The following is a 706-nucleotide window of genomic DNA, read 5'->3' on the forward strand; positions in this document are numbered from 1 at the left end:
GCCGGTGATCATCATCATCGGCATGCCGCCCAGGTAGGCGTAGGCGCTGGCGGTGACCAGGTTGGTGGCGCCAGGGCCGAGGGTCGACAGGCTGACGCCAGTCTTACCGGTCAGGCGACCATAGGTGGCAGCCATGAAGCCTGCGGACTGCTCGTGGCGAGTCAGTACCAGCTTGATCTTCGACTTGCGCAGGGATTCCAGCAGATCGAGGTTTTCTTCACCGGGAATACCGAATACATACTCGACACCTTCGTTTTCCAGGCATTGCACAACGACATCGGCGGCCTTGGCCATCTTGCTTGCTACCTCAAGTGATGGGACGGTGGAAGTCCGGAAATGCGCAGCACGGTACGCTGGCATCGCTCAGCCCGGGGCCAAGAGTGCCCCGAACCAAAGTCTTGACGTAGGGTGGATGCGGGAAAGTCACGTGAATGTGACGGGAATATTGTCGCAACCTGGGTATTTTGCGGTCGGGGTGGGAGCAGGCGTGTCGAGGCGTCGAACCGCCGCGAAGCGGGCGACGTGGTGGATGGCACCGGCTATGCCAGTGTTCGCGGGTGAACCCGCTCCCCCAGGGACTGCGTATGCCCGGGAATTTTTGCGCCACAAAGACAAAACCCCTACCTGCATGCGCAGATAGGGGTTTTGCGAAATGAATCTTGACGATGACCTACTCTCACATGGGGAAACCCCACACTACCATCGG

The 706-nt window shown here is 59.6% G+C and carries 1 protein-coding gene; it reads right to left on the minus strand.

The window, feature by feature from the left end; translation table 11 throughout:
• Positions 1-294 (minus strand): thiamine pyrophosphate-binding protein (locus tag CAG18_RS25925; protein WP_249791951.1); only part of this gene is annotated, 294 nt, incomplete at its 3' end.
• Positions 295-706: the final 412 nt, after the last annotated feature.

This window comes from Pseudomonas sp. B22(2017) (genome assembly GCF_002113105.1).
In the GTDB taxonomy this organism is placed as follows: Bacteria; Pseudomonadota; Gammaproteobacteria; order Pseudomonadales; family Pseudomonadaceae; genus Aquipseudomonas; species Aquipseudomonas asiatica.